Annotated in this window: 19 protein-coding genes and 1 pseudogene; 7 read left to right on the top strand and 13 right to left on the bottom strand. The window is 38.6% G+C overall.

Translation table 11 applies throughout. The features are described from left to right. Positions 1-647 precede the first annotated feature (647 nt). The gene (locus P20652_RS07205; protein ID WP_033017564.1) at positions 648-1469 is read left to right on the top strand and encodes an alpha/beta fold hydrolase; all 822 of its coding nucleotides are present in this window, start codon (positions 648-650) and stop codon (positions 1467-1469) included. A gap of 283 nt (positions 1470-1752) precedes the next feature. Next, positions 1753-2331, top strand: coding sequence for a DJ-1/PfpI family protein (locus P20652_RS07210; protein ID WP_008169678.1), 579 nt, complete (start codon positions 1753-1755; stop codon positions 2329-2331). A gap of 56 nt (positions 2332-2387) precedes the next feature. Here the strand turns inward: P20652_RS07210 and P20652_RS07215 are convergent, their stop codons facing one another. Then, positions 2388-2693: an MGMT family protein gene (locus tag P20652_RS07215; RefSeq protein WP_008169677.1), complete on the bottom strand. Its 306-nt coding sequence runs from the start codon at positions 2691-2693 to the stop codon at positions 2388-2390. Continuing rightward, positions 2683-3585 (bottom strand): LysR family transcriptional regulator, encoded by a 903-nt coding sequence (locus P20652_RS07220; RefSeq protein WP_008169676.1) that lies wholly within the window; start codon positions 3583-3585, stop codon positions 2683-2685. The genes P20652_RS07215 and P20652_RS07220 overlap by 11 nt, the downstream gene beginning before the upstream one ends. 122 nt (positions 3586-3707) lie before the next feature. On the opposite strand from P20652_RS07220, the gene P20652_RS07225 reads away from it, so the two are divergent. Together P20652_RS07225 and P20652_RS07230 are read left to right on the top strand one after the other, a co-directional pair. Continuing rightward, the gene (locus P20652_RS07225) at positions 3708-4790 is read left to right on the top strand and encodes an efflux RND transporter periplasmic adaptor subunit (protein ID WP_008169675.1); all 1083 of its coding nucleotides are present in this window, start codon (positions 3708-3710) and stop codon (positions 4788-4790) included. A 2-nt stretch (positions 4791-4792) separates the two neighbouring features. After that, entirely contained in the window at positions 4793-7861 is a 3069-nt protein-coding gene (locus P20652_RS07230) for an efflux RND transporter permease subunit (RefSeq protein ID WP_008169674.1), read from the top strand. Positions 7862-7969: 108 nt separating this feature from the next. Here the strand turns inward: P20652_RS07230 and P20652_RS07235 are convergent, their stop codons facing one another. Beyond that, positions 7970-8302, bottom strand: coding sequence for a PBPRA1643 family SWIM/SEC-C metal-binding motif protein (locus P20652_RS07235; protein ID WP_008169672.1), 333 nt, complete (start codon positions 8300-8302; stop codon positions 7970-7972). Between the two features lie 242 nt (positions 8303-8544). Here P20652_RS07235 and P20652_RS07240 point away from each other — a divergent pair, with 242 nt between their 5' ends. Both P20652_RS07240 and P20652_RS07245 read left to right on the top strand, forming a co-directional pair. Then, positions 8545-8799, top strand: a complete 255-nt coding sequence (locus P20652_RS07240; RefSeq protein ID WP_008169671.1) for a hypothetical protein — start codon at positions 8545-8547, stop codon at positions 8797-8799. A gap of 49 nt (positions 8800-8848) precedes the next feature. Further along, positions 8849-9433: a hypothetical protein gene (locus tag P20652_RS07245; RefSeq protein WP_008169670.1), complete on the top strand. Its 585-nt coding sequence runs from the start codon at positions 8849-8851 to the stop codon at positions 9431-9433. A gap of 22 nt (positions 9434-9455) precedes the next feature. Here the strand turns inward: P20652_RS07245 and rluF are convergent, their stop codons facing one another. The 10 genes and pseudogenes from rluF to P20652_RS07290 all read right to left on the bottom strand — a co-directional run bounded on the left by rluF (position 9456) and on the right by P20652_RS07290 (position 25079). Beyond that, the gene (rluF, locus tag P20652_RS07250) at positions 9456-10493 is read right to left on the bottom strand and encodes a 23S rRNA pseudouridine(2604) synthase RluF (RefSeq protein ID WP_033017568.1); all 1038 of its coding nucleotides are present in this window, start codon (positions 10491-10493) and stop codon (positions 9456-9458) included. 86 nt (positions 10494-10579) lie between these two features. Continuing rightward, entirely contained in the window at positions 10580-11650 is a 1071-nt protein-coding gene (locus tag P20652_RS07255) for a DUF418 domain-containing protein (protein WP_008169668.1), read from the bottom strand. Positions 11651-11680: 30 nt separating this feature from the next. Next, positions 11681-12895 (bottom strand): EAL and HDOD domain-containing protein, encoded by a 1215-nt coding sequence (locus P20652_RS07260; RefSeq protein ID WP_008169667.1) that lies wholly within the window; start codon positions 12893-12895, stop codon positions 11681-11683. An 89-nt stretch (positions 12896-12984) separates the two neighbouring features. Continuing rightward, entirely contained in the window at positions 12985-14520 is a 1536-nt protein-coding gene (locus P20652_RS07265) for a glycogen synthase (protein WP_008169665.1), read from the bottom strand. Positions 14521-14600: 80 nt separating this feature from the next. Further along, the gene (gene glgC, locus P20652_RS07270) at positions 14601-15902 is read right to left on the bottom strand and encodes a glucose-1-phosphate adenylyltransferase (protein ID WP_008169664.1); all 1302 of its coding nucleotides are present in this window, start codon (positions 15900-15902) and stop codon (positions 14601-14603) included. Positions 15903-15916: 14 nt separating this feature from the next. After that, a complete protein-coding gene (locus tag P20652_RS07275) occupies positions 15917-18454 on the bottom strand; it encodes a glycogen/starch/alpha-glucan phosphorylase (RefSeq protein WP_008169662.1) in 2538 nt (845 codons plus the stop codon). Next, positions 18447-20509: pseudogene (gene glgX, locus P20652_RS18400) on the bottom strand (glycogen debranching protein GlgX). Before glgX ends, P20652_RS07275 begins: the two are co-directional and overlap by 8 nt. Beyond that, positions 20502-22772: a 1,4-alpha-glucan branching protein GlgB gene (gene glgB, locus P20652_RS07280; protein ID WP_008169656.1), complete on the bottom strand. Its 2271-nt coding sequence runs from the start codon at positions 22770-22772 to the stop codon at positions 20502-20504. The pseudogene glgX and the gene glgB overlap by 8 nt, the downstream one beginning before the upstream one ends. Beyond that, entirely contained in the window at positions 22773-24767 is a 1995-nt protein-coding gene (gene malQ / locus P20652_RS07285; protein ID WP_008169655.1) for a 4-alpha-glucanotransferase, read from the bottom strand. Positions 24768-24776: 9 nt separating this feature from the next. After that, entirely contained in the window at positions 24777-25079 is a 303-nt protein-coding gene (locus tag P20652_RS07290) for an isoamylase early set domain-containing protein (RefSeq protein ID WP_007580752.1), read from the bottom strand. Positions 25080-25441: 362 nt separating this feature from the next. On the opposite strand from P20652_RS07290, the gene P20652_RS07295 reads away from it, so the two are divergent. Beyond that, entirely contained in the window at positions 25442-26401 is a 960-nt protein-coding gene (locus tag P20652_RS07295; RefSeq protein WP_050548210.1) for a hypothetical protein, read from the top strand. The last annotated feature ends 113 nt before the right edge of the window (positions 26402-26514 follow it).

Raw genomic sequence — 26514 nt, 5'->3', positions numbered from 1 at the left:
AAAAGATATTAGTATTTTGGGTAAGATTGAAAATACCAAAGTCAGAAAAATAAATATTGATTTTGATTGTTTGCCTGATCTTGATGATGCTTCTAACATTGTAATACAAAAATATTAATAAGTCTACAACTCCGCCAACCGCTTTTTCTTTAGCTAAGATTCAACTCCAAGATGTTCTTACTGTCAGGGAAATTTCTAGGAAGCAAAGAGTAGAAGTCAGAGAGAAAGCTGCTCTAAAATATAGAAATAACGGTAAACCTTGGAGTACTATCGACTTGGAAAAACTAAGAGTGATGGTTGTTGAATTTGAGATGACAGCAAGTGAGATTTCTCAGTATTTAGGCCGAAGCCCTAGAGCAGTAGCTAAACGAATTGAATATAATGATAGATTTTCCTTCAAAAAATGGAGAGAAAGTGTAGAGTCGCTATAAATTCCTTACAAATAAATGCAGATCACCTTCGGCAGCGCATAATTTGGGCGTGAGGCTTTAGAATTACTCCTTTTAAAGAAAATAAGCCCGTTTATGGGTTTCAAATGTATTTCCTAATGCCGAAAAAGTGCTGAGGAACGATTACAGGAGCTCGTTTTTACCCATTTTGGCTGTTAAACTTATTCTCCAGCCTCGTTATACGCACAGGAGTTGCGCTTGATTTTTCGATTAACATTTTTTTTATTTGTCTTATATGCCAGTCCAGTCATTGCGGGAACTCAGGAACCAAGAGTCTTAGTTATTGATGGCATTCAAATGGAATACATCGATATCGGTGCTGGAAGCAAAACTTTGGTGATTGAATCAGGTATCGGAATGGGCTTAGCTTACTGGCACCCGTTATTAACAGACCTTTCAAAATTAAATATCAGAGCAGTTATATATTCTCGTGCTGGGAATGGAAAATCTCAGGTTGCCAAAGACGTTAGTTTAGCTAGTTCAAATCAACGACTCGAAAAACTGCTTTCGACTATTAACGCAAAAGAAAATCTAATTTTAATTGGTCACTCCTTTGGTGGCTTGCATGTCAGAGCATTTGCTGCCGCTTATACCGAGCGGGTAAAAGGGTTACTGTTGATCGATCCAAGTCATGAGTTGTTTGATAGTGAATTAAATAAATACGACGCAACGTGGGCGAAACGAGATACTACTAAATTAAACGGAATGATGAATAACCAGCCTGAATGGGATCTCCTACAGGAAATTTATCATCAGAAAATGATTGCTGATGACGATATTGCCAATAAAATTCCTGTAGTTATAGTCACTTCATCAAAATTAAATGAAAGTGACTGGTGGATTGGGCATAGTGTGCAGGGTAAAAAGATCTGGCGGGATTTGCACCAGTCAATGATCATCAATAATGCAAATTCTATCCATATGGTTACTAATCAAACGGGTCATAACGTACCACATGATAACAAGCCTCTGTTTTTTAGCTCTATTAGTGCATTATTAGGCTTTATTGATGGCGTATAACAAACAAATTTTATCGCCAGCAAAAAGTCTGGGCTGCGACGTCAAGCTGCTGCGCTGCTTTCCGCGCTAAATTTGGGCGTTACCACTGTCTGCAATTGGCACTTTTGCGACACTCGCATGTTATTACATTTAGCTTTACCAAAGATAATATAAAACTTAGTAATAGTAATATTTTAGGTAATTTGTTAAAACTACATAAAGCAGAAAAATGAGCGTGGCAACAGCAGAAGTATTCGTGATTAGCGCATTTTAAGATTGTTATGTGTAATGGAGTATACAGAGTATGAATATCGGAATATACATATACGATGATGCAGAAGTTCTTGATTTCTCTGGACCATTTGAAGTGTTAAGCACTGCAAATCGTTTAGGCAATAAAAATTGGAATGTATTTTTGGTTTCTGAAAAACCTGATGTCGTAAAAGCTCGTGGTGGTTTTCCAGTGCACGCACATTTCTCATTTGAGACTCATCCGAATATTGATGTGCTTATAGTTGTTGGAGGTATACATACAGAGGAAGTTAAAAAGCCTGCTGTAATATCTTGGATTTCGAATGTTGCTAGTACATCAAAAAGAGTCGCATCTGTCTGTACAGGCGCGTTCATTTTAGCTGAAGCTAATTTACTAAATGGTTTAACAGTTACAACGCATTGGGAAGATATAGCCGATCTCAGTGCTACCTATCCGAAATTAAATGTTGTGAGTGATCATCGTTGGGTCTCTCAAGGTAAATATATAACTTCTGGTGGGATATCAGCTGGAATTGATATGAGTTTACACTTAGTGTCAGAACTATCGACCTTAAATTTAGCTGAGCAAACAGCTAAGCAAATGGAGTATCACTGGCACAAATGCACATAACAACAGGCTAAGTCGTCGTAGTCGGCGATGACAATTACCTGCCAATAATAGTCATATCACTCCCACCGGCACTCGCGCATATTCACTTTGTCGTTTTTAAACAACACTCCTTCTGATAATAACTTTTCGCGTTGTTCTTGGTATTTTTCGCTACCTTCAGGGAATGATATTTTACCTTGGCCATTCACTACCCTGTGCCAAGGTATAACTGAGTCGTTTGGCATCATTTTTAATAAGCGCCCCACCAATCGTGAGTTTTGCGGGTAGCCCGCAAGGGCTGCAACTTGCCCGTAACTTGCTACTTTTCCTACTGGTATGCCTGCGATAACAGTATAAATAAGTGTTTCTTTATCAATATCCATTGTTGTTAGAATATTCCTTACTTAATTGTTTAAATTGCTCCCAGATAGTGCGCGCTACAGGGCCGTGGTGCATTGCATGTTGTCTAAAGGCTCTAATTTGCGCGCTAAATTTATGCTCTCGGTCAGTTATGTGTATTTCTTGAAGTAAGCCTGCTTTTATTTCAGGGTCGCAGTGCTCTAGGCTCATCATTGCCCAACCCGCACCTGAGAGTAAAAACGATTTTAAGGTAGATACATCATCAATTTTCATCATGGCGGAGCCTTTTGAGTACGATAGCCTGTCGCTGTCGATACTCAAGTCACTTTCAAACATGGCTAAACACGGATACGTTTGCAGTTCGCTATAGGTGAGTTTTTGAGGGAGTACGCCTTTAGCACTCACAATGCCAATATCGAGTCTGCCTATGGGTACGCTTTCTAAATCGCCTGTCGCGTGAAATAAATCAAACCACGGGCCAATACCTAATTCGGCTTGCCCACTGTTTACTTGCTCTAATGAAATAAAGCGCTTCCCGCTGGTTAAGCTAAACTCTGTGCTGGTAAATAACCTAAAAGTATTACTTATGATCTCGTTGTAACTCTGCATATGACAAAGTTGTTCGTAACAAACTCTAAATTGGGGTTCATTACCTAATGCCAATTCTTTAGCGAGCTGTGCTAGCTCGTCGTTGGCATGCAGTAGTTGCTGCGCTTCGCGGTGAAAAACACGTCCTTTTTCAGTAAGCTGTAATCGGTACTTACTTCTGTCTAGTAACTCAAACCCTATTTTTTCTTCTAGATTTTTAATAGCGAGTGTAAGTGCTGGCTGCGTTTTATGTAGCTTTAGTGCTGCCCCGCTCAAGCTTGCGCTTTGCACTATGGCATCTAAAATTATTAATTGATTCAGCTTCATATACCGCTCTGCAACATCATAAGTAAAACTTATTGAGTTTCTAAAATTTAATGATTTTTATTTTATATGTTTGCAGCGTATGCTGCACTTAATTATTTTGCCATCATTGCAACGGAGAAGACATGAAACTCTTTCGTCTATGTTTATTAACAACGACCTTACTTAGCTTAATAGCCTGTTCTGAGCCAGAACAACAAGTTAAAGAAGAGCCTATTCGCCCTGTTAAATTATTCAACATAGGTCATGATACGCAAATTAACATTCGTAGTTTCCCTGCTGAAGTTGTTGCAAACCAAGGCTCGTACCTTGCTTTTAGGGTAAACGGTGAACTTATTAAGTTTCCGGTTCTTGCTGGTGAAAACGTTGAAAAAGGTGATTTATTAGCAAAACTGGATCCAGAAGATTTTCAATTACAGTTTGACGAGCGTAAAGCACGCTTTGAGCTGGCAAAATCACAACTTGGCCGTATTGAGCAATTGTTTGAGAAAAAAATCACCAGCCAATCAGAATTAGATCAAGCCACTGCTAATATGCAAATTGCTGAATCTGCGTTTAAAATTGCACAAACAAACCTTGAGTACAGCGAACTACGCGCACCATTTTCAGGTACGGTCGCTAAGGTGTTTGTTAAAAACTTTGAAAATATTCAAGCAAAGCAAAATATATTACGCTTAGAAACACGCGATTTAATGGACGTAGAAATCCAGGTTCCTGAAAAAATAATCGCTCGCCTTAAAAGAGGCACCGATTACCACCCTACTGTAAAGTTTGATGGCTTTGACGATAAAGAATACACTCTTGATATCAAAGAGTGGGACACCCAAGCCGACCCTGCAACGCTTACCTATAAAGTTGTGTTTTCGCTACCGGTACCTGAGGACTTTAATTTACTAGCGGGTATGACGGGCAGCGTGCTTATAGATTTAAGTAAAGTAACGCGCTCGCAAGTTGCCTACACTATCTTACCTATCGAGTCGGTGTTTTCTGAGTCACGAGAATCAATTGAAGATAACGCCTACGTATGGCTTTTTGATTCAAAAACTAGCCAAGTGCATAAACAAGCTGTAAAAATTGGCCAGTTGCACCGCGATGGTATTGAAGTGTTAAGTGGTATTAAAGAAGGCCAAATTGTGGTTTCAGCCGGTGTACATTCACTAAAAGAAGGCATGAAAGTAAGAGCATGGAATAAAGAGCGAGGCTTATAATTATGAGCTTTGCACAACTCTCCATAGAGAAAAAAGTAATCAGTTGGATGTTTACGCTGCTGCTATTAATTGGCGGTAGTGTGTCGTACTTTGATTTAGGGCAACTAGAAGACCCTGAGTTTACGCTTAAAAAAGCCATGGTTATTACCATGTACCCTGGCGCTTCGCCGCAGCAAGTTGAAGAAGAAGTTACTTTTCCGATTGAAAACGCGATTCAGCAATTACCTTATGTTGATTACGTTACGTCTATTTCATCTAACGGGAAATCACAAATTACTGTTGAAATGAAAAGCACTTACCGTAAAGAGCAGCTTCGCCAAATTTGGGATGAAATGCGCCGTAAAATTAACGACCTGTCTCCGTCATTACCCAGTGGTGTTTACCCAAGCACTATTTTGGACGACTTTGCCGACGTTTACGGTGTTATGTATTCGGTAACCGGTGATGGTTATTCGTATGATGAACTTAAAGATTACGTCGACTTTTTAAAACGTGAACTGGTATTGGTTAAAGGCGTAAGTAAAGTAACAATAGCGGGTGAACAAACAGCTCAAGTTATGGTAGAAATTTCTACACGTAAATTGGCTCAGTTGGGTATTGCACCAAGTCATATATTTCAATTATTACAATCACAAAATACAGTCTCTAACGCCGGTAAAATTCGCGTGGGTGATGAATCAATCCGCTTACACCCTACCGGTGAATTTAAAGACGTAAAAGAGCTCGAAACGTTGCTCATTTCAAAATCAGGTGAAAGTGAACTTATTTATTTAGGCGATGTTGCAAAGGTTTATAGAGAATACGCTGAAGTACCTAATAACATTATTCGCTTTAACAACAAACAAGCACTTTTAATTGGTGTGTCGTTTACATCGGGCGTTAACGTGGTTGATATTGGTAAGCACATAGATGAGCATTTAGCCTCACTTGAATACCAACGTCCACATGGTATTGATATAAGCTCTGTGTATAACCAACCTAAAGAAGTAGAAAAATCAGTTGATGGTTTTATTATTAGCCTGCTAGAAGCCATTGCGATAGTTATTGTAGTTCTGCTGTTATTTATGGGTTTAAAAAGCGGTATTTTAATTGGTGGGATTTTACTACTAACTGTATTGGGTACGTTTATATTTATGAAGTTGTTTGCTATCGACTTACAACGTATATCGTTGGGCGCGCTTATTATTGCGCTTGGTATGCTGGTTGATAACGCAATAGTCGTCACTGAAGGTATACTTATAAACCTTAAACGGGGTCAAACAAAACTAAAAGCAGCTGTGAATATTGTTGAACAAACAAAATGGCCCTTATTAGGTGCAACAGTCATTGCAGTCACTGCCTTTGCACCCATTGGTTTAAGCTCTGATGCCAGTGGTGAATTTGCCGGTAGCTTGTTTTGGGTGTTGTTTATTTCGCTTTTATTAAGCTGGATAACAGCCATTACGCTAACGCCATTTTTTGCCAATTTAATGTTTAAAGAAAACGAATTTAAAAACAAAGAAGGGCAAGAACATGAAGATCCGTATAAAGGGTTCATTTTTAACGGCTACAAAACGGTTTTAGATTTAGCCCTGCACTTTAGAAAAACCACGCTTGTATTAATGGTTGTTTTACTGTGTACAGCGGTTGTTGGTTTTGGCTCTGTAAAACAGTCGTTTTTTCCTGCCTCTAATACGCCTATGTTTTATGTAGATTACTGGCAAGAGCAAGGCTCTGATATTCGCTCGACCCTTGAGGGCATTAAAAAACTTGAACAGTTTTTATTAAAAGAACAGCTTGTTGAAGAAGTAACCAGCACAACAGGTCAAGGTGCACCGCGATTTATGCTTACCTACGCGCCAGAAAAATCATACCCAGCGTATGGGCAATTAATTATTCGTGTTGCCGATAGAGAAGCCGTAGCAACTGTAATGCAAACAGTGCGTGATTACTCACACAATTATGCACTCTCTGCACAGCTTAAAATTAAACCTATGGAAATTGGCCCTTCTACTGATGCAAAAATAGAAGCACGTTTTTCGGGTCCTGACCCCGTGGTATTAAGGCAGTTATCCGCTAAAGCCAAAGAGATATTAGGCAAGGACGACGGTGCATTTAATATTCGAGATGACTGGCGCGCACGAACCAAAATGATTCGCCCGCAATTTAATGAGCAAAAAGCACGTCGATTAGGTATTAGTAAATCAGACTTAGACAATGTATTACTAACGAGCTTATCGGGAAAACAAGTGGGCGTATATCGCGATGGCACGCAGTTGCTACCTATTATTGCTCGCTCTCCGGCTAACGAGCGCTTAAACGTAGAAAGCGTACACGACCTTCAAATATACAGCCCTGTATTGGGTGTATTTGTGCCAGTGACTCAGGTTGTAGACGAATTTGATGTGCAGTGGGAAGACAGCTTAATAATGCGCCGCGATCGAAAACGTACTATTACCGTTATGGCTGACAACAATGTATTAGGTGATGAAACACCGGCAAAACTATTTGCCCGTATTCGCGCGTCGGTAGAAGGCATAAAACTACCACATGGATATGAGCTTGAATGGGGCGGTGAATTTGAATCATCAAGCAAGGCGCAAAAAGCAATTTTTGGCTCATTACCGCTAGGTTATTTAGCTATGTTTGCAGTCACGGTCTTACTATTTAACTCAGTAAAACAACCTCTTGTTATTTGGGCAACTGTACCATTAGCGATTATTGGCGTGAGCGCAGGGTTGTTAGCGATGAATGCTCCATTTAGTTTTATGGGACTGCTTGGTTTATTAAGCTTAAGCGGTATGCTAATCAAAAACGGTATTGTATTAGTTGATCAAATAAATCTTGAATTAAGGGAAGGTAAATCGCCCTATGAAGCCGTGTTTGACTCTGGTGTAAGCCGTGTACGACCGGTTGCAATGGCAGCTATAACTACTATTTTGGGTATGATCCCGCTGTTATTTGACGTATTTTTTCAGTCAATGGCGGTAACGATTATGTTTGGTCTAGGCTTTGCTACAATTTTGACTCTAATTGTAGTGCCAGTACTGTACACGGTTATATTTAGAATTGATTACGAGCCACGTAAGTAGTTAAACATATAATCGGTTAACATTAAAAATGCCACTGGCTCAAGGTCAGTGGCATTTTTATTTAATACCGATGAAAAAAGAAAGGCTACATATTTAGTTGTTAAGAAACTAACCGCAACACTTCTTATATTTTTTGCCGCTACCACATACACAAGGTGCGTTACGCTCTGGTACTTTATCAAATACTTGTGGTGTTGACTTGCTAAGCGCAAAGTCTAGTTCGCGAATATCTTCTGGTGCTTCCGCTTTAACTTCAATTGAAGCAAACAGCGAATGCTCTTCTAGTATTGCTTCTATTTCTGATTGTCGTTCAGCTGAGTTTACAATTAGCGTTAACGGGTGTAACTCTGTGCCGACCTTTACGGTACGATTTGGCGCAAATCCATTACTGTTATTTTTACCCATTATATCGGGCTTACCCATAAAGAAAAATTTTGACATGTTACTTCTATAACCTTTCTACATTATTAAGACGGCGCATCTTAACAGCTTACCCAAAATATAACTAAGGTGTACTTGCTAATGCACAATATAAATCAGGCTTTAGCGTATATACGCCTAATATAGCGACATAATGAGGCCATTTAATGGATTTAGGCAAAATTTAAATTCGAAATATAGTAAAATTATAATGACTCAACTTAGTGGCGTTTTAGTATCTAACTCAATATTATGGAAAAGCATTGGAAAACTTTAAAATAGCAGTACTAATAGCGGGCAGTCTTTTTATACTTTTTGGTTATTTACGCTTTATAACTGACGATAATGGTAACGTGAACTTAAACAACTACCGATTTACAGGTGGTTTACTGCTGGTAATTTCAGGCATGCTTGATGGTACACGCGATATAGTTAAACGCCTGCGCTCTAAGAACGCATTATCGGCGATTGCAATTTATTTAGGTATACTCTTATTTTACATTGGTTTTAGCACTTAAGAGCTAATTGAGGCTTTATACAAAGCAACACTTTATAAGCGGATAACCTGTGACCTTTAAACAACTATTCAACAGCGCGTTACTACTTTTAGCAACAGCCCCTCCACTGGTTATACTTGCATGGGATGAACAAGCCGATCCCGCGTTTATCCCCAACGGTATATATGACACTTTAACATTTACGTTATTTCCAATAATGACGATCGTGTTATCGGTTGCTTTATTTAAGCACCTATATAAAAAATACAATAATAACGTTGAATTTAAACATACGGTTAAGGATTATATTGTTGAACACGGGAAGTTCCGTTCAGTATTTATACCAATCGGTTTACCTATTTTAATTTACTTATGGTTGTGGACGTCAGTATGTATTTCAGTAAAGTTACTGGCTAATAAATACGGCGATAATATATGGCAGCAAGAATATCAGTTACTCGAAGTAGGTACTTGCCCAACTGATTATGAATACAGTTGCGCAAAACTGACTGTACTGGATTTAAAAAGCTATAAAAAGCACACTTTTAGATGGTATTTAGATAAAGGTAGATTGGTGAGTTTGCAAAATAACAACGTAAACTTAGTGGGCGTTAAAAGCCCACTGGGTAATATAGTACAAGAAATACAGTGGTAGTAGAATACCACTTAGCTGCACATTATTTTTTTAGACTGAGAATACGGTCCGAGCTTGGTTTTGAGTCTGATTTAGCATTAGACGACTTGTTCTCTTTAATGCTTTTTGGCTTACCCACATAAGTAGTAGAACGCTTTTGATAAGGTGCATTACTGCGCTCATTTTTGTGCTCGCCATTAGCGTTGCGGCGCTCAGAGTTACGATTTGTATTTCGCTCAGTACTTCGCTCATTATTTCGATCACCATTATTAAAGCGTCGTGGGTTTTCGCCCTGAAAATCACGTTTTTTAGGTGCTAAAGGAGCCTTATTTTCTGATTGCTTATTAGTATCAACCGAGTGTTCTTGGGTTTTACCTGAGTCAGAAATTGAATCGTTTATTTGCGCCATTTCAATATCTGACAAGTGACGCCACTGTCCTACTTTTAAACCTTTAAGTGTTACGTTCATTATGCGCGTACGTTTTAAGGTTACCACTTCGTAGCCTAAGTATTCACACATGCGGCGTATTTGACGGTTTAAACCTTGAGTAAGTACTATTTTAAATTCTTTGGGGCCACTTTGCGTTACTTTACATTCTTTAGTAACGGTATCTAAAATAGGCACACCATTCGCCATTTTTGTAACAAACTGACGATTAAGCGGTTTATCTACCGTAACAACGTATTCTTTTTCGTGATTATTGCCCGCACGTAAAATTTTATTAACGATATCGCCTTCGTTAGTTAAAAATATAAGCCCTTCAGACGGTCTATCTAAGCGCCCTATTGGGAATATACGCGTAGGATAATTTACTGCGCGAATAATATTACTTTGAATTTTACTTTCGGTAGTACACGTTATGCCAACGGGTTTATTGTAGGCAATGTAAACGCGCTTTGGTGTGGCTTTAAGTGGCTTACCATCAATTAATACAACATCGGTAACGGCTACTTTTACGCCCATTTCTGGGGAGTAGCCGTTAACGCTGACACGACCTTGCTCAATATATTTATCGGCTTCGCGGCGTGAACAAAATCCTGTTTCACTAATAAATTTATTTAAACGTTTTAATTCGGTCATGGCACTTATAGCGTAGTAATTTTTAAGGCGAGTAGTGTAAACCACCCACACTATTTTTTCGCCCCTAATTTACTATTTATAGGCGTTTAAGCACTAATTTTTACTTTAGTTAATTTACGCCATACACATTCAAGCGGACCTTGATTAAAATAGCGGCTGTATAAAAAGGTAAATATAAGCTGCAGTGCAACTAATGCTGTTGCAACTAACCAATAGTCAATACGATCAAAACTGAGCACCCAGTGCGTAAATAGCACTTTATATAACAATAGTTGTATGAGTGTTTGGCTAATATATAAAGTAAATGCTAAGCGCCCTGCTTGTTGAATAAGCGTGCCAACGTGTGCGCTGTTATTGCAAAATTTAACAATTAAGTGAATATACAGCGTAGCCATACCTAGGGCCGCAAACATATTTACAAATTCTTGCACCCCATATCCTAAACTGCCATTAAGCTGTGATGCATAAAGCCTGAGTCCACAAAAAACAAGGGTCATTGCACCGCAAACTATTAATTGCTGAGTCGTTAAGCCTTTACTAAAAACGCCTTGTTTATATAAATAAATGCCAATGAGCATAAGACCCACGCACATCCACATTGTCATTATTGGCACCATAACAAGCATCAATGTGTTCATGGCGAGGTTACTAATAAAGTAATCAATATAGTGTGGGTTATATAAATCTATAAACTGTGCTGAATCACGGTAAATCACTTCATCGGGTACGCTAGATACAATAAGCACAGTAGCTACACCCGATAACAAAATAAACTCAAGTCCTCTTTTTAAAAGAACAGTGCTATCACGCTCTAAATATTTAATAACAAGCCAGCCAGATACACCGTAAACAAATAAAATATCACCTGCCCAAAGTAAAAAACCATGCGCTAAACCAAAGAGGATTAACCAATAGAGCCTGCTTTTTAACTGCACCTCAGACTTATAACGTTGCCACTGAATATAAAGCCCGGCGCCAAAAAGCAAACTAAACAGTGTTCTAAAACGCCCGTCTACAAACACGCTGCTAAAGGTGTGAATAATTGAGTCGCTTACAGGAGGATTAGTTAAAGAGGTATACCCGTATTCAAAAAGGCCGAAGGCATAAGCATTCATGTAAACTAGGCCAAGCACGGCAACGCCGCGAATAAAGTCCATATTATAATTGCGCATTAAAGCTATTATCCGTTAAATATTATTCTTATAACTGTCAGCCCAATCGACTGACTGCTGGTAAAGTGGAGGAAGTATAGCACTGTCTATATTTAGCAAAAGTACAGCTTGTTCAAGTGACCACCAGCTTCCTGTTTCGTATGCTTTAACAACGTTTAAAATATAATAAAGTGTGTTTTTATCCCCTAATAATGCCGTTTTTATTTCATCAGGGAAAGGTAGTTTTTCAACAAGTAAGCTCATTGGTTGATCAAGGATTGCATCTAGCAGTGAAAATAACCCAGTTAAAAATGCTTCGCCTGACTGGCTCTTATTAACCTTTTTTGCTAACAACTCACAAAAACGAGCACGTACAACACACACTTGCATTAGCTCCGCAGGTTTTTTACCTGCGGTATGAGCAGTAACAATAAGGCTCACAAACTTTTTAAGGCGTTCATGACCTAAATACACAAGCGCTTGCTTTAATGACGATATTTGGCTTTGTATAGGAAAAACACCACTATTAATTAAACGCAGTAATTTATATGCAAGCGCAGCATCAAGCTCAAACAGTCCAGATATAGCTTTTATATCTGGACTGTTTTTCATTATTTCGGCGTAAATAGCGACAACTAAACCATAGTTATAGTCGATGTCGTTTTGTTTGATCATGGTGGGTTTTGCAAAAAAATAACCTTGAAAATAATCAAACCCCATATCAAAGGCGAGCTTATAATCTTCTTGGGTTTCTATTTTTTCGGCTAGTATTTTTATTTGTTTATGCGACTGTAACTTTTTAATTATGGGCTGTATTTCGCAAAGAGGTGTAATTGCAATGTCAAATTTAATGAGCTTAACAAGCTTTAAAAAACGATCCCATTGTGGTTTATATACAAAGTCATCGAGTGCGAGTTTGTAGTTACTATGAAATAAACCTCGGCACAGTTCATAGTTGTCGTCGGTAGGTTCAATGCTTTCGAGTAACTCAATAACAACATCTTGACATGGTAAAAAAGCACATAAATCGAGCTTTAATGATTCAGGCCCTATATTAATAAGTGCCTTTTTACCTGATGTAATATGACGTGTACCTAAATTTAATTGATTTTCCATAATAAGCCTTGCTGTTGCTTGGCCTTCGGCAATATCTGGAAAATAATTTTTTGGACTATCACGAAAAAGTAGCTCATAGGCTACTACTTTTTTACTGCGATTGAATATTGCTTGCCTTGCAACAAATACAGACACATTACCTACTTCTTAGTTTTTATATAATACTAAGTAATTAAACCCTAAGCAGGTACAATTGTCACTAAACTTTAAAGTACAGTAACGATTTACCGGTATAAGGTTGTTATATAATCGGCTGCCACTTGCGGCCACGAAAAACGCATTTGCTCTGCGCTGTGCTTTATTTTATGCCACTTTTTAGGATTCTGCTTTTTAATTAAGAGAGTTTCGTCTAAACAGCTAATTAAATTACTCGTTTGCGTTGCTAACGTGTCGCCATTAAAACTAAAACCATTTTCATGATGTTTTACCGTGTCTTTTAATCCGCCAACACTGTGTACTAAACATGGTTGCCCGGCACGCATTGCCAACATTTGGCTAATACCACAAGGTTCAAACGAGCTTGGCATTAAAAATAAGTCACCTATTTGATACATTAAATCGCCAACACCTTGACCATAGCCTTTCAAAAATAAAAGATTAGAATTACGCGCCATTGCTTTTGTAAATATGCTTTCGAGTTCTTTGTCGCCCGAACCTAAAACAATGAGTCTGCCGTTATATTCATTAATAACTTGGCACACTTTATCAATAGCTAAAGCTCCATTAATCTGCTGGCACAATAACAAAACTTTTTGATCTGTAAGTCGGCCAACACTTGTGACTAATGGCCCATTATTAACCGTTGCTTTAAATTGCTGTAGTCGTTGGTGGGCAATATAGTAACCGCTTTGTAACTGCTCGCTATTTGCCATCCAAGTAAACAAAGTGCTCTCGGCTTGGCTATAAAAATCGGCGATGGTTGCTCCTTCAAGTGCATTACTTGGATATTCGCAGCCATTTAAAATACCGACAAGCTTACCTTTTATTGCAGCATTTTGCAGGTCGAGCTCAAGCCCTTCGCCACCAAAAAAACCATGCTCGTAATTGCTTGTTTTAAGTACTTCTTCGCTGTAAGTAGGGGATACAACATGTACTTTATCGCACAGGTTAATGGCACTGCGCATAGGATTAAAACAATTAGGATAACGGGGATCACATAAATGCTGACCATTATAGCTAAGCGAAGGAAACCAAGCTTCTAAGCTAGAATCATCATGCTTAAAAGGTCTAATGCCTTGCAATGCAATATTGTGAACAGTGTAAGCAATATGCAAATTAAAAAGTGAGCTATAGCGCTGCTCAAACTTTAGTAAAACAGAGACACAGGCACTGTGCCAATCATGCAAATGTATTGCATCAGGGCGTCTAAGTACTCCCTGCAGTAAAGCTTCACAAACAGCGATATTAAATAATGCAAACTTAGTCGCATCAGTTGCAAAAGGCCTACCCGGCGCATCATTGCAATACACGAGGCCAGAATCACTAAATAGCGAATGACTAATCACAATTTGAGTTACATTACGTTGAGTTTGTACTATTTTGTAAAGTTTTAAGGTATGTGGTTGCGCGTGAAATGCCACGGTGACTTCACCAATATAAACGCGATTAAGGTGTTCAAAACCGTAATCAGGAATAACAACATCGACTGTTATTCCTTGTTCTGCAAGTGCTTTGGGAGCATCGCGAACTACATCAGCAACTCCGCCTACTTTTGCGTTGGGTAACGCATCATTTTCTGCTGCAACCATTAATACGTGCATTAATTTACCACTTCCTTTATTTCTGTGTCGGCTTGCTCAGCTAAGAGCAAACCTTATTGCCGTGCTTATTTAGTCTATTTTTATGCTAACTTTTTATTTTCACGCGCTTGACGCTCTAGCTTTTTAGCAAGTTCAGTGAGCATATCACGAGTAACAAGTACAATGCCTTTTTTAGACACCCTAAAGCCATTTTCTTTATCTGTTTCGCGGTCGTATCCTATTTCAAGCCCTGCCGGTATTTCACAGCTTCGGTCTATTATCGCGCGTTTAATTTTACACCCTCTATTTATAACTGCACCGGGTAAAATAACAGACTGCTCAATAGTACAATACGAACGCACATGAACGTTAGAAAACAACAATGACTTCCTAACCAATGAACCCGATACAATACAACCACCAGACACTGTAGAATCAACGGCCATGCCACGTCTATCGTCATCATCAAAAATAAACTTTGCCGGTGGTAATTGCTCTTGGTAAGTCCATATTGGCCACCTTGGGTCATACAAGTCTAGTTGTGGCTCTGGCATTACTAATTCCATATTCGCTTCCCAAAACGAATCTAACGTACCAACATCGCGCCAATAGGGTTGACCTGTTTGCTCTGGATCTCTAAATGGAAACGCAAACACATTATGTTCTTCAATAATTGCTGGAATAATATCGTGCCCAAAATCACGACCAGAGCCTTCCGTTTCTGAATCTTTTTTAAGTTGTTCAAATAAAAATTCAGTATTAAATACATAATTGCCCATAGAGGCTAAGCAGGTGCCTGGTTTTCCTGGAACTGAGCTTGGCATTGCAGGTTTTTCGTCAAACCGGCGAACGCGACTTTCTTCATCTACAGTCATAACACCAAAGGTATCAGCAGCTTCTTCTACGGGTACTTCAAGACAACAAACAGTCATATCAGCGCCATTTTCAACATGCTTTGCTAACAAAGCACCATAATCCATCCTATAAACGTGATCCCCCGATAAAATCATTACATACTTAGGTAATTCATGACGGATAATATCTATGTTTTGAAAAACCGCATCGGCTGTTCCACAGTACCAATCATCACCTTGGCGTTGTGACGCTGGTAATATTTCTACAGACTCACCTAACTCTTTTTTAAAATGCCCCCACGCTCTATTTACATGGCGTATAAGTGAGTGAGATTTATATTGTGTAGCAATCCCCACGCGCCTTACACCAGAGTTAATACAGTTAGATAACGGGAAATCTATAATTCGATGTTTACCACCAAAATAGACCGCTGGTTTTGCACGCCAATCTGTTAATTCATGTAATCGTGAGCCACGACCACCAGCCAGTATTAACGCATACGTTTGTCTAGTTAAGCTACTTATGTAGCGATTTTCATAATTAGGCATAATACTCTCTCCATTTAATCTAGGCTTTTAGTGGCATGACTTTTAGTTGTCGTTAAGTCTGTTTCACTAATATTGAGGGGTTCTAAATGCCAAATATCTTCACTGTATTGGCCTATGGTTCTATCACTTGAAAACATTCCACTGGCTGCTGTATTTAAAATACTCATTTGTGTCCAGTAGGTCTGATCTGCGTAAGCTTTATCAACTTCTTTTTGAGCTGCTACATAACTTTCAAAATCGTGCGCAACAAGCCATGGATCGTGCGGGCTCTTAATTGCATTTGTTATATCGTCAAATAAGCATGGTTCAAATAAGTTAAAATGGCCGCTTTCGAGTAATTGCATTACATTATTTAAATCGCTATTTTTTGCGATTAAGTGCTCAGGATTGTAACGCGATTTAATATCATCAATTTGATGAGCTTGTGCCCCAAACAAAAAGAAGTTATCTGCGCCAACAGCGTCTCTAATTTCAATGTTTGCACCATCCAGCGTGCCTATCGTCAATGCACCATTCATCATAAACTTCATGTTGCCAGTACCCGACGCTTCTTTGCCTGCGGTAGATACTTGCTCTGACAAATCGGTTGCAGGACAAATAACTTCCATAGCGGTTACGTTGTAATTAGGTAAAAATGCAACACGTAAATACGGAGCTGCTAACGGGTCTTTATTTATAACCTCTGCCACGTTATTAATAAGCTTAATAATTTTTTTAGCCATGTAATAACCCGGTGCTGCTTTACCTCCTAGTAAAACACAGCGAGGAACTAGCCCTTGGGTATCACCACGGCGAATACGATCATATAAATGAATCACATGAAGTATGTTTAATAGCTGACGTTTGTATTCGTGAATACGTTTTACTTGTACGTCAAACATCATCGACACATCAAAATCAACATCGCAGCGCGCCTTGACTAAATCGACTAAACGCTGTTTGTTTTCGCGTTTAGCATTTTGCCATTGCCCATGGAATGCTTTGTCGTCATAAAAACGACGTAGGTCGCTAATTGTTGAAAAGTTTTTAACCCAGTCATAACCAATTTTTTCGCTGATTAATTTACTTAAAACAGGATTACAATGTGCAAGCCAACGTCTTGGTGTAACACCATTTGTTTTGTTGTTGAACTTATCAGGCCAAAGCGCGTAAAATTCTTTAAATAAGCCCGCTTTTAACAGCTCGGTATGCAGTGCTGCTACGCCATTTACAGAGTAACTGCCTACAATTGCTAAGTAAGCCATACGAATTTGCGGCTCATCACCCTCTTCAATTAACGACAATGCACGCTGTTTATTAACGTCACCCGGCCATTGTTGTGCAACTTGTGCTAAAAAGCGTGCGTTTATCTCAAAAACGATTTCTAAAATACGCGGTAAAAGTTTTGAAAATAACGATACAGCCCATTTTTCAAGCGCTTCTGGAAGTAACGTATGATTTGTATAGGCCATGGTTTTAGTCGTTATTTGCCATGCATCATCCCAATCAAGTTCGTAATCATCAATTAAGATACGCATAAGCTCTGCAACAGCAATACTTGGGTGCGTGTCGTTTAACTGAAAAACATGAAAATCAGCAAAGTCGCTAAAGCTCTCGCCATGTTGGGAAGCCCATTGATCTACTACGTCTTGAATACTCGCAGATGATAAAAAGTATTGTTGGCGCAATCTAAGCTCTTTGCCATTTTCGCTACTGTCGTTTGGATACAGCACCATGGTAATTTGTTCAGCTAGGTTTTTTTGTGCTACGGCTTCTGAGTAACTCCCTGCATTGAACTCTGTTAAATTAAATTCATCTGTCGCTTCTGATTTCCATAAGCGTAGCGTATTTACAATATTGTTTTTATAACCAGGGACAGGTACATCGTATGGTACAGCTAGCACATCATGTGAACTTATCCATTGACGGTGCTCACGGTCAAATTTATCTGTGTAACTTTGCACATAGCCACCAAATTTTACACGCTTAGCATGCTCTGGTGCGCTGAGCTCCCATGGATGACCTTCACGCAGCCAGTTATCTGGTTGCTCAATTTGGTTGCCATCTTTAATGGATTGGTTAAACATGCCGTATTCGTAACGAAGGCCGTAACCAATAACAGGTAAAGCTAGACTTGCACAGCTATCTAAAAAACAAGCAGCTAGACGCCCTAGGCCGCCGTTGCCTAAACCAGCGTCGTGCTCGGCATCTTCAAGCGTTTCTAATGTAGTGCAATATTCTTGCAATGCAGCAGTAACTTGGTCATCTAAATCAAGATTTAATATTGCATTACCCAGCGCGCGTCCCATCAAAAATTCAAGAGAAAGGTAAGCCGTTTTGCGGCGTTTCTCTTGTTTAATTTGTTGATTCGTTTCTCTGCAGCGGGCAACGAGTCTGTCACGAATAGTCAGTGCTAAAGCATGATATAAATATAATCTTGACTCTCCAACTTTATCCCGACCAAGGGTATAGTAAAAATGCCGTGTTAAATCATCCTTTAGCGTGTTCTCATCAATAACAGGACCTTCTTGCCAACCCTTTACTATACACACTTGTTCATCTTGCTTAGCCATGACCTACTTCCTCTAAGTTTGCACTGAATACCCAGCTACTTTGTGCAGAAATTTCAACCATCGCATCGTTGTTACTACTTACAGATGCATTATTTACACTTGATAAAACCATTTGCCACGGGGCACTAATAGGTGACGGTGGCAATTGACATGAAACTGTTTGGTTATTTGCGTTAAATATAATTAATAACGCATGTTTATTTTGCTTATCGAGTAAGCTATACATTAAAAACTGTCTAGTATCTTCATGCCAATTCGCATCGGTCATAGTGGTACCCTCTTCGGTAAACCACTTAACGGTAAAACGCTCGTCTATATCGTCTAAAAACACACTGTGCTTAAAGGCGCTATGGGCTCGTCTGATCTTTAATGCATCATCTATGAAGCGGGTTAATGCATGGTTTAATTGTGAATCTTTCCATGCAAGCCAACTGGTACGATTATTTTGACAATACGCATTATTATTACCACCTTGAGAATGCCCCATTTCACTGCCAGCAGAGATCATTGGCACTCCCTTGGATAAAATAAGCGTAAGTAAAAGTTTTTTTGTTGCTGTAAGCGAAGTGCTATTATTTTAGGATCGTCCGTAAAGCCTTCTACACCGCAATTAAAAGAATGATTACCACTGTGGCCATCTCTGTTTTGCTCGCCATTTGCTTCATTATGTTTTTTTTCGTAACTGACTAAATCGGCAAGCGTGAAGCCATCGTGACTGGTTATAAAATTAATACTATTGAGAGGACCGCGTTCACTGTGTTCAAAAATATCAAACGAGCCATGTAAGCGCTTAGCTAAATTAGCAACAATCCCTTTTTCACTTTTCCAAAAGCGTTTTATTACATCACGGTATTGATCGTTCCATTCTCGCCAAGGTGAAGGAAAAGCGCCTAATTGATAACCACCAGGACCTATATCCCATGGTTCACTAATCAGTTTAACTTTATTTAAAATTGGATCTTGTGCAACCGCTTGCAAAAAAGTGTGCGAGGCACTAAATCCAGACTGTGAACGAGCTAAAATAGTAGCCAAGTCAAACCTAAAACCATCAACGCCCATAACCTCGACCCAATAGCGTAAACTATCAAGCACAAGCTGCAATGTTTTAGGGTGGTCAATATTAATTGTATTGCCACAACCGGTATCGTTTATATATATTTCTGGCTGATCTGTTACTGTGCGGTAATACGCTAAATTATCAAAGCCCCTGAGCGATAAAATAGGGCCATCAGTGCCTGCTTCTGCTGTATGGTTATAAACCACATCTAAAATGACTTCTATATCCGCATCATGAAGCTCTTTCACCATTTGTTTAAATTCGTTTATATCGTCGTTTACTAAGTAACCTTTGTGCGGAGTAAAAAAGTTAAGCGTGTTGTATCCCCAATAATTTTGCAGCCCCTTACCTGTTAAAAATTGCTCACTAATAAATGCATGCACTGGTAATAGCTCAACAGCCGTAATACCAAAGCTATGCAAGTGTTCAATAAAACTAGGATGACTTAATCCTAAAAATTTTCCTTGCAAAGACTTAGGGATTTTAGGATGTCGACATGTTGTACCTTTAACGTGGCACTCATAAATAACCGTATTCGACCATCTGTGGTTTGGTTTTTTATGAGTGTATAATGCAGTCGCGGCGACTTTTGATTTAGGTATATCAATGGCGTTATTTACGGTACTTTTAGTTCCTATTGGCATTTGCCCATAATGGCGTTCACTCCACGTAAATTCACCAAACAAGTCTTTAGCATATGGGTCTATGAGTAGTTTGTTTTCGTTAAATAACAAACCTTTTTGAGGGTTGTACTCACCTTCAACTCTAAATCCATATAGCGCACCAGGATTTAAAGGCGCTATATGAATACTCCAAATACCGCCTTCATTAATGTTCATCGCCATTTTTAAAATTTCTGAATGGCCACTTTTATCAAATAAACACAGATAAGCTTGCGTCGCCTTTGGTGCATAAAGCGCAAAATTAACACCGTTACTTTTAATGCTTGCACCTAATGGATCCATGTGACCATGAGTTGCTTCAAATTGATTACTCATCATCAACCTTATGTAAATAAATAGTCGTTAATCCACCCATGTCAATATTAATGCTTTGCTCAAAACCATGGCTTGAAATACTGGACGTTTCAATAAGTTGAGAGGCGTTTTTGGTAACCTCTATCCCCGAGCCAAATAAGATGGTTTGGTCGGTATTTAAAATCACTTTATAGCGACCTTTTGCTGGCACACCTATTACGTAATTTTGATACGACATAGGCGTAAAGTTAGCTATAACAACAATAAAGTCATGGGCATTTTTAGCAAAGCGAATAAAACTTAAAATGCTTTGTTCGTTATTGTTGTTGTCAATCCAATTAAATCCTGCAGCGCTAGTATCTAACTCGTAAAGTGCAGGCTGATTTTTATAAACTTGATTAAGTTGTTTAATCGTTTGTTGAATGCCATTGTGGCTTTGATGTTCTAACAAATGCCAATCAATGGAATGATCGTGCCCCCATTCTTTTCGTTGCGCGATTTCGCAGCCCATAAATAATAATTTTTTACCTGGGTGAGCCCACATAAAGGCATAATAAGCCCGCAAGTTTGCAAACTTTTGCCAATCATCCCCTGGCATTTTTTCAATTAATGACCCTTTACCGTGCACAACCTCATCATGACTAAGCGGTAAAATATAGTTTTCACTAAACGCGTACACCATAGAAAATGTCATTTCGTGATGATGATGCTGACGATAAAGCGGGTCGTGCTGCATGTAACGCAGACTGTCGTTCATCCACCCCATATTCCACTTATAACCAAATCCTAAACCGTTGTGCTCAACACTTTGTGTAACGCCTGGCCATGCCGTTGACTCTTCAGCGACCATCATTATTCCGGGATTATTTTTATAACTACGTAAATTAACCTGCTTTAAACATTCAATAGCCCCCAGGTTTTCGCGCCCGCCGTAACAATTAGCCACCCACTCACCTTCTTTACGGCTGTAATCTAGATACAACATCGACGCAACAGCATCTACTCGTAAACCATCAAGTCCAAATTGGTGTAGCCAATACATAGCATTAGAGATTAAAAAGCTTTTAACCTCAGGACGATCATAGTTATAGATATAGGTATTCCAATCAGGATGAAAACCTTGACGCTTATCTGCATGCTCATATAAATGAGTGCCATCAAATCGATGTAAGCCATGCGGATCACTGGGGAAATGGCCAGGCACCCAATCAAGTAAAAGACCTAAATTAGCTTTGTGGCACTGCTCTACAAAGTATTTAAAGCTGTTGTAGTCACCAAAACGGCTGGTTGGGGCAAACAGCCCAACAGGTTGATATCCCCATGACCCATCAAAAGGGTACTCACTTATCGGCATAAGTTGTAAATGCGTAAAATTCATTTCCAGTGCATAACTAACAAGCTTATCTGCAAGCTCTGTATAGCTTAAATAACGATTGTTCTCAGCGCGCTGCCATGATCCTAAATGAACTTCATAAATACTAATTGGCGCATCAATATGATTACGTTTTTGTCGGTTTTGAAGTGCCTGAACACCGAGCGTGATAGGTTCTGGTTTATATTGCAATACACTTGCAGTACCCGGTGCTTGTTGCATTTTAAATGCAAATGGATCGGCTTTTTCGAGCACTTCACCACTTTGGGCGGTAATTGCAAATTTGTAGCACATGTCTGCTTTAAGACCCGGTACAAATAACTCCCATACACCACTTGCAGGATGAAAACGCATAAAGTGGCGATTAGCTTGCCAAAAATTAAACTCACCAATAATAGATACACTTGCAGCGTTAGGCGCCCACACACAAAAGCGTACCCCTTCTACATTTTGTTGAGTGTTAAAATGTGCACCAAAATGTGAGTAAGCATGCTCAAGGCTGCCTTCGTTAAATAAATACATTGCCTCTGCATCAAGTGTGCTTTTAAAGCTGTATTCATCATAAAAAGTAACGCTGCTATTTGTGTACTGAGCAATGCATTGATAAGGCCCAGTAGGCTGCGCATCAACTTTGACTATAAATAAATCACTTTGTTGGTAGCGCTGCGCCTCAATGCTTTTATTATTTAATGTAACACTCACGCTGATTGCACTAGGTAAGTAAAGACGAATTTCAACTTCGGCATCCGTATTATGTGCCCCTAAAAAGCTAAATGGGTCTTTAAATCGTCCTGTATTTAGTGCATGTACCTGTGCATCGTAACTATTTGCCTGTACTGAGTTATCCTGTACTGAATTAGCCAGCTCTGAGCTGTCCTGTGCTGATGATTTTTTATTAATTGTACTGCTCATTTAACCTTTCCTTATTGAATCGATAGCAGCTAAGAGAGAGCCATTTTTAGTAAATATTTCTTCACTGGTATGCGTTAATACACGTCGCCAATTAGGATATTCTTTATCTGTCCCGGGGATATTAACCGGATACTTCTGCTCATCTAAATCATCTATTTGTATTGCAAGTAAACGCGATTGAGAACCCGCCAAACTCAATGCTAGTGCGTTATATACTTCGACTGAATTGCTATGTAATAAAAGCTCGGTTGTATTGGTATGGCGATTAATAAATCGTAGTATCCTATGTTGCTCTTCTATTCGTTGTTGCTTTAATTGCTCGTATTCATCATCAGTAATAAGCTTATATTCTTGCTTAATATTTAAATCAGCATGCTGCCACCAACCTGTAAATGGCGGTACATCATGATTGGCTATCATTAACAAACACTGTGTTGCTAGCTCATCTGTCGATAAAAACTCACCACTGTGTTGTTTTTCAAAATAAAATAAGCTGTTAGAAAAAATACCGCTGGATGCTAAAGCTCGCCTTACCTCTGGCGGCACAACGCCTAAATCTTCTCCAATAACAATACTCTGATTAATATGCGATTCAATTTTTAAAATGGAGAGTAAATGTTCAAACGGGTAGTAAACATAACAGCCGTCTTGTTCGCCATTATTTTCAAAGCACCACCATAAACGCCTAATAGCCATTACGTGATCAATTCTGAGTCCACCTACGTTTTGCATGTTTGCGCGAATGAGTGAGCGATAAAATTGGTAGTGATTATTACTAATGCTTTGAGGATTTAGTGCTGGAAGCCCCCAATTTTGACCAGCTTCAGCCCATGGATCAGGAGGAGCACCTACACTTGCGCCTTGGCTAAAGAGTGGTTTTTGATTTTTAAATTCCGCTCCATCGCCAGCACAACCAACAGCTAAATCATTGATTAAGCCAATAGCCATCCCCCGCTCCATACAACTTTTTTGGCACAGTGCCAATTGCATATGCGCTTGCCACTGCAGGTAATAATCAAATGTTAAGTTATCTGATTCGAGCGTGTTTAACGTAGTTGAATGAGTATTACAAAAATCAGTAAACGCTTGGCGACGTTCATCATTTGCCGTTAATTCAAACTGATTATAAAGCGCTTTAAATAAAGCATACTTTATACGGCTTACATTTTCATAATCTATAAATTGATCATTACTTTTTATAAGCGCAATTACGTCGTCTCGCTGCATGAGTTCATTCAGTACTGCATTATTTAGTGCGTCTTCGCTTAATACTATAGAAATATAAAGAGGATTTAATAAAGCCCGACTATTAGGGCTATAAGGGCTGGCACGCTCTGGCATATCAGCAAATAACAAGTGCAATGGATTAAGTAATATGTAATCCATATTTTGCGAGCTACATAATTTTGTAAGCGTTAGTAAATCGTCAAAGTCGCCTATACCTAAATGCGCTTTATTCTTTAATGTGTAAAGCTGAATAGATAACCCAGTGCGTTTTGTATCTTTAACTTGATAAACTTGCTCAGGCACGCACCAAAGTTGCGTAATTGCATGCTGTTCACCGACTTGAACATTAGCGTCATGATAACCAATTGGCATAGCTTCTATAGGCAGTGCCAGTTCAATATAGCGAACGCCATGTAAGTAATACTCACCTGTAACCACCAAATTTAAAAGGTTCTCAAGCGCTATATTCACCCCAAGAGAAGGAACAGTAATGTTAGCGGCTAAATATTGTTGACGTTCATCTATACGAAGCTTTAACACACATATTTTTTGGTCAACCAAACTCACACTGGGTACTAAATCCAGCCAAAGCGATGCATCTAAATCATAAGTTAGTTGAGTTATTTCGGCTTCGTTATTTGTATCAACACCACAGCATTGCAAAGCACGTTTACGCGTGTTTTCGCTAAAAAACACCTGTTCACCTGTATATTTCGTGAACTCAAAGCCGATACCATGCAGGTAAAACAACTGCGAAAGAGCGTCCATTGAATCGCCTTAATTAATGCGTTGAGTATTTACTATGCTATTTTCTGTGCCAAATGTATTGCCGATATAACCGTCAGCTTGGTGGTCGTTATCCCAAATGTCTCCATTTATTAAATAACGAAAGTGAAATTGTTGATCGATAGGTAAGCGTTGCTTAAATTTAAACACACCTTGTTTTTTATTAAGCTTCATTGGCACAGGTTGCCAATCATTAAATTCACCTAATAAGCAAACTTCTTCTGCCTCTGGGTGAGAAAATTCAAAAGTTACTTCGGCTTCATCTTTTGTTTTAAAAAAACGTTTATTCAACATAGCAGGCTCCAACTAAACCATTAAGGGTAATTAATCTTTGCCACAGGCCATACAACTAAACAAAAAGGCGATGTGGATTTCATTCAAAATCATTAAACATGTACAAGTTAAACAAATCTTTATTTACGCATTATTACAGTGCAATATATTTTTTAATTGCACTTATAAAGTGCAATTAAATAGTCAATAGTGGTTTTTTAAAAGCACATTTATACAGAGCAATTTTTAAACCAACTAAACATAAAACAGGTACTAATTTATCTAAAGCAAAACTCACCTTAACTATAATACTAATTTTATTAAACGCTTTTGTTATACTCACTAATCAAGGATAATACATATATATTAATACTCTGATATATATAAAATTTCATGTTGAAAAAAGCATTTTTATTACTACGGGGCTCATTTTTATAATTGTTGCTAGCTTTATTGGCTCTTCAATCTATACCCTTTATAGCAAAAAAGAAATATCGGTAGACCCTAAATTGAAAGAGATATCAGGTATTGAATTTGATAAGCATAAACGCTTGTGGGCTATAAACGACAGTGGCGACGAGCCGAAGCTTTATAGACTAAATAAAGATGGCTCAATTGCTAAAGAAATTTTGGTTACTAATGCTAAAAACATTGATTGGGAAGACATGACCCAAAATAAATTTGGTCATTTCTTTTTAGGCGATTTTGGTAATAACAAAAACGAGCGTAAATGGCTCACTATTTATAAAATCGAAAACCCTATTGATATTAAAGGCGACACCACCGAAGCTGAAATAATAAAATTTACCTATCCTGAAATGGATGGCACACCAATAATGCCTAATAATAGAAATTTTGATTTAGAAGCCTTCGTAGCATTGGGTCGTCATTTATATTTATTTACCAAAAACCGCACAAGACCTTTTGATGGTATTACGAAAGTTTATAAAGTGGGCGATCATGCGGCTAATTTTAATGCCGAGCTTATCGACTCATTTAAAACCTGTACCACCATGGAAAAGTTATGCTGGATAACATCGGCTGCATTAAGTCCTGACCGTACAAAATTAGTATTACTTGATTCCACCAGTATTTGGCTGTTTGAAAACTTTGAAGGTGATAAGTTTTTTTCAGGGGATGTATCAAAAATTGACTTAGGTATTGTTACACAAAAAGAGGCCATTACTTTTTATGATGATAATACGATTGTATTTACTGATGAAGAATTTAATGGCATCGGCGGTAATGCCTATTTTATCAAGCTTAATAAAGCTAAAAAAGTAGTCATTAAAAGAACGTCCCACCTAGGCTCGTTAGAAAATAAACTAACGCAGGCTAAATAATATTATAAAACAGCTTAAATTATTTAACCCATTAAACAGAGTATTATTTGATGTGGTATTTATATCACCCTAAATAATGTAACGTTCAATTATTCAAAACCAAATCATAACGC

The sequence above is a fragment of the Pseudoalteromonas sp. BSi20652 genome (genome assembly GCF_000239855.1).
GTDB lineage: Bacteria > Pseudomonadota > Gammaproteobacteria > Enterobacterales > Alteromonadaceae > Pseudoalteromonas.
This window is presented reverse-complemented; position numbering and strand designations above follow the sequence as displayed.

Excerpts from the sequence above, each read along its gene's own strand:
- P20652_RS07210 (WP_008169678.1), top strand. The coding sequence starts at position 1,753 with ATGAATATCGGAATATACATATACGATGATGCAGAAGTTCTTGATTTC.
- P20652_RS07215 (WP_008169677.1), bottom strand. The coding sequence starts at position 2,693 with ATGGATATTGATAAAGAAACACTTATTTATACTGTTATCGCAGGCATA.
- P20652_RS07220 (WP_008169676.1), bottom strand. The coding sequence starts at position 3,585 with ATGAAGCTGAATCAATTAATAATTTTAGATGCCATAGTGCAAAGCGCA.
- P20652_RS07225 (WP_008169675.1), top strand. The coding sequence starts at position 3,708 with ATGAAACTCTTTCGTCTATGTTTATTAACAACGACCTTACTTAGCTTA.
- P20652_RS07230 (WP_008169674.1), top strand. The coding sequence starts at position 4,793 with ATGAGCTTTGCACAACTCTCCATAGAGAAAAAAGTAATCAGTTGGATG.
- P20652_RS07235 (WP_008169672.1), bottom strand. The coding sequence starts at position 8,302 with ATGTCAAAATTTTTCTTTATGGGTAAGCCCGATATAATGGGTAAAAAT.
- rluF (WP_033017568.1), bottom strand. The coding sequence starts at position 10,493 with ATGACCGAATTAAAACGTTTAAATAAATTTATTAGTGAAACAGGATTT.
- P20652_RS07255 (WP_008169668.1), bottom strand. The coding sequence starts at position 11,650 with ATGGACTTTATTCGCGGCGTTGCCGTGCTTGGCCTAGTTTACATGAAT.
- P20652_RS07265 (WP_008169665.1), bottom strand. The coding sequence starts at position 14,520 with ATGCACGTATTAATGGTTGCAGCAGAAAATGATGCGTTACCCAACGCA.
- glgC (WP_008169664.1), bottom strand. The coding sequence starts at position 15,902 with ATGCCTAATTATGAAAATCGCTACATAAGTAGCTTAACTAGACAAACG.
- P20652_RS07275 (WP_008169662.1), bottom strand. The coding sequence starts at position 18,454 with ATGGCTAAGCAAGATGAACAAGTGTGTATAGTAAAGGGTTGGCAAGAA.
- glgB (WP_008169656.1), bottom strand. The coding sequence starts at position 22,772 with ATGAGCAGTACAATTAATAAAAAATCATCAGCACAGGACAGCTCAGAG.
- malQ (WP_008169655.1), bottom strand. The coding sequence starts at position 24,767 with ATGGACGCTCTTTCGCAGTTGTTTTACCTGCATGGTATCGGCTTTGAG.
- P20652_RS07290 (WP_007580752.1), bottom strand. The coding sequence starts at position 25,079 with ATGTTGAATAAACGTTTTTTTAAAACAAAAGATGAAGCCGAAGTAACT.